This is a genomic window from Roseburia sp. 1XD42-69 (genome assembly GCF_003612565.1).
Lineage (GTDB): Bacteria > Bacillota > Clostridia > Lachnospirales > Lachnospiraceae > Roseburia_B.
Genome location: NZ_RAZG01000177.1, coordinates 1 through 2,115, shown reverse-complemented (window position 1 = coordinate 2,115; position 2,115 = coordinate 1). Strand labels below are relative to the sequence as shown.

3 protein-coding genes are annotated in these 2,115 nt (G+C 41.2%); all 3 read right to left on the bottom strand.

From position 1 onward, the window contains the following. Positions 1-61: 61 nt before the first annotated feature. The 3 genes from D7Y06_RS26300 to D7Y06_RS24830 all read right to left on the bottom strand — a co-directional run bounded on the left by D7Y06_RS26300 (position 62) and on the right by D7Y06_RS24830 (position 2,004). On the bottom strand, positions 62-238 hold the full coding sequence (locus D7Y06_RS26300; protein ID WP_158591499.1) for a hypothetical protein: 177 nt from the start codon (positions 236-238) through the stop codon (positions 62-64). 25 nt (positions 239-263) lie between these two features. Then, the gene (locus D7Y06_RS24835) at positions 264-1,202 is read right to left on the bottom strand and encodes a hypothetical protein (protein WP_120410145.1); all 939 of its coding nucleotides are present in this window, start codon (positions 1,200-1,202) and stop codon (positions 264-266) included. 199 nt (positions 1,203-1,401) lie between these two features. Then, positions 1,402-2,004 (bottom strand): PcfJ domain-containing protein, encoded by a 603-nt coding sequence (locus D7Y06_RS24830; RefSeq protein ID WP_120410144.1) that lies wholly within the window; start codon positions 2,002-2,004, stop codon positions 1,402-1,404. Positions 2,005-2,115 lie beyond the last annotated feature (111 nt).

The following is a 2,115-nucleotide window of genomic DNA, read 5'->3' as shown; positions in this document are numbered from 1 at the left end:
AATTTGCATATCCTAATTCTTACCAAAAAGGAGCCATTTATTTCCAAAAACACAAACTTATTTACACTACCTCTCTATTTTCACGGTCACGCATTAACAATGTCATATACTCATGCCTCCATTCTCTGTTTTTCCGGGCATTCTTCACTGCCGCTTCCAGTTCATCCACAAATGGGTCTGCTGGTTTCTTCCCTGCTACATAATCCAGGAATGCTTTTAGTTCCGGGGCTGACATCATCCATAGTTCCTGTATGAAGTAAATTTTAAATATACTTTTTAGCAGCTTCTAAACTCAAATTGAATTTTTCCTGTAGCTTTTCCAATATCACCTGAACAGGTACGTCCATATCTTTCAGTGTAGATACCAGAACAGTAATGCCTTCCTCGCGTCCTTCTTCGCGTCCCCGATTCATTATTGTCTTCGCTTCATATTCTAATATCTTTCCGCCCATAACTGATTGCACTCCTTTCTTTACTGAATCATATTTTACAGCAATGTGCTCCAGAACCTTATTGGACATATCACAAATCGTACATTTTGCATACTCAGTAATATCTCCCTGTTCCATTAGCTTTTCCAGCTTTGTCTTTATCATTGCGTATTCTTGTTTTAACGACTCCAGTTCTGCTCCATTTTTCTCATATTCCTCAAACCTCTTCTCATGGGAAAATATATAGAACGGGATTAAAAACAGAAGCTTCTTATCAAATATCTCTTCTATCGTGTACTGATGTGACTTCATTAAAGGAATGCCATAAGTAACACCTCCGCCGGGAGTGACCATCTTGATTTTTAACTTATCCGGCGTCGAAGCATTACATCTTAAATACAATACTGCTGAATGCGGGAATGTCACAGTAAGGATATTCCCCTTAATCTCTCCCTCATCAAGCGCAATCTGGGTGTCGTATTCAAACATCCTTACCAACATACTATTATCTGTGCTGCTCTGGCATTCCAAATGGTACTTTTTCGTTTCCGGCCCTACTATTATAAAGCTTGCGTCTGTAATCCGTCCGTCTTCATTTCCGCCTTGCTGGTTCAGAAAATGTTCATTGGAAGAGAAAATAACCTTTTCCTTTCCAGAGTATCTTTCACGAAACACTTCGTTAATCACCGGAATAATCAAGCTGCTGCAGTCATTTAATAATGTACGGAACACATCGTCATACGGCGTATTCGTCAGTTTAACCTCACTCATTGGCATTCTCTCCTTTCCAGCCTTCCCTTACTCTGATTATATCATGTTTTGGCAGCCGCATAAAGAGTTGATTTCTGTATCAGCTGCCATTATGGTATCTTGTATCTCTTATAGTGTAGTTTTGATAATTACAGAAAAATCATACTATATTTATATATAATTTAGCATTGACCGACTTTGTAAGCGGTATTATTCGGAATCATGCCGCAGCAGCCGGAAGACGGGCACTAAGCACCCTCTGCTCCCAGTCTGTGATAAACGCCTCAACTTCCGGCGTCATGCTGCAGTTTCCTGTGCCCCGTACCTGTACCGCTTTTTGTCCCCGGACTTCAATCGTATAAAATGGTTTGGATTCGTCAGAGCTTTTCCGAAGGAACAGTATGACACATTCTTTGTTAGCCGCACGTTCCACATAGCCGCCCACGCAGTGATGCAGTGCATGCCCTTCTTTTATAACGTCATCCGGCGTATCAGGATACACGATTTTCAAGCCGTCTTTCTCAAAATCCAGCTGCCCGGAAAGCTTCTGGTATACAGCGATAAAGTCACGTTTTATTTTAGCGTCTTTCCTGTGCTTTATCCGGCGGGCCGCTTTATCGTGGGATTTCTGTAAATCTTTCGGGTACAGGACAAAGCTGTTCTCCATGTCGTATCCCAGCTTATGGCACATATCCAGATAATCCCTGTACTCTGACACCAAATCCTGCATATCTTTATAACGCATTGTGCCATTAGGCGTTTTCCGCAAACGCAGGAATCCATATTGATTATCCATGTATCGGATAAACTTATGTACAGTCATATGCTCAAGGATTGGCAGGACCTCCCGGTTCACTTCATGTTGTTATTCGTAACTTTACCTACTCCCAATTACCCGAAAATTCTTCAAATTAAAAGAAGGTACAGCATAATT

What these genes read in the sequence shown, in the direction of transcription:
- D7Y06_RS26300 (WP_158591499.1), bottom strand. Translation starts at nt 238, where the DNA reads ATGATGTCAGCCCCGGAACTAAAAGCATTCCTGGATTATGTAGCAGGG.
- D7Y06_RS24835 (WP_120410145.1), bottom strand. Translation starts at nt 1,202, where the DNA reads ATGAGTGAGGTTAAACTGACGAATACGCCGTATGACGATGTGTTCCGT.
- D7Y06_RS24830 (WP_120410144.1), bottom strand. Translation starts at nt 2,004, where the DNA reads ATGACTGTACATAAGTTTATCCGATACATGGATAATCAATATGGATTC.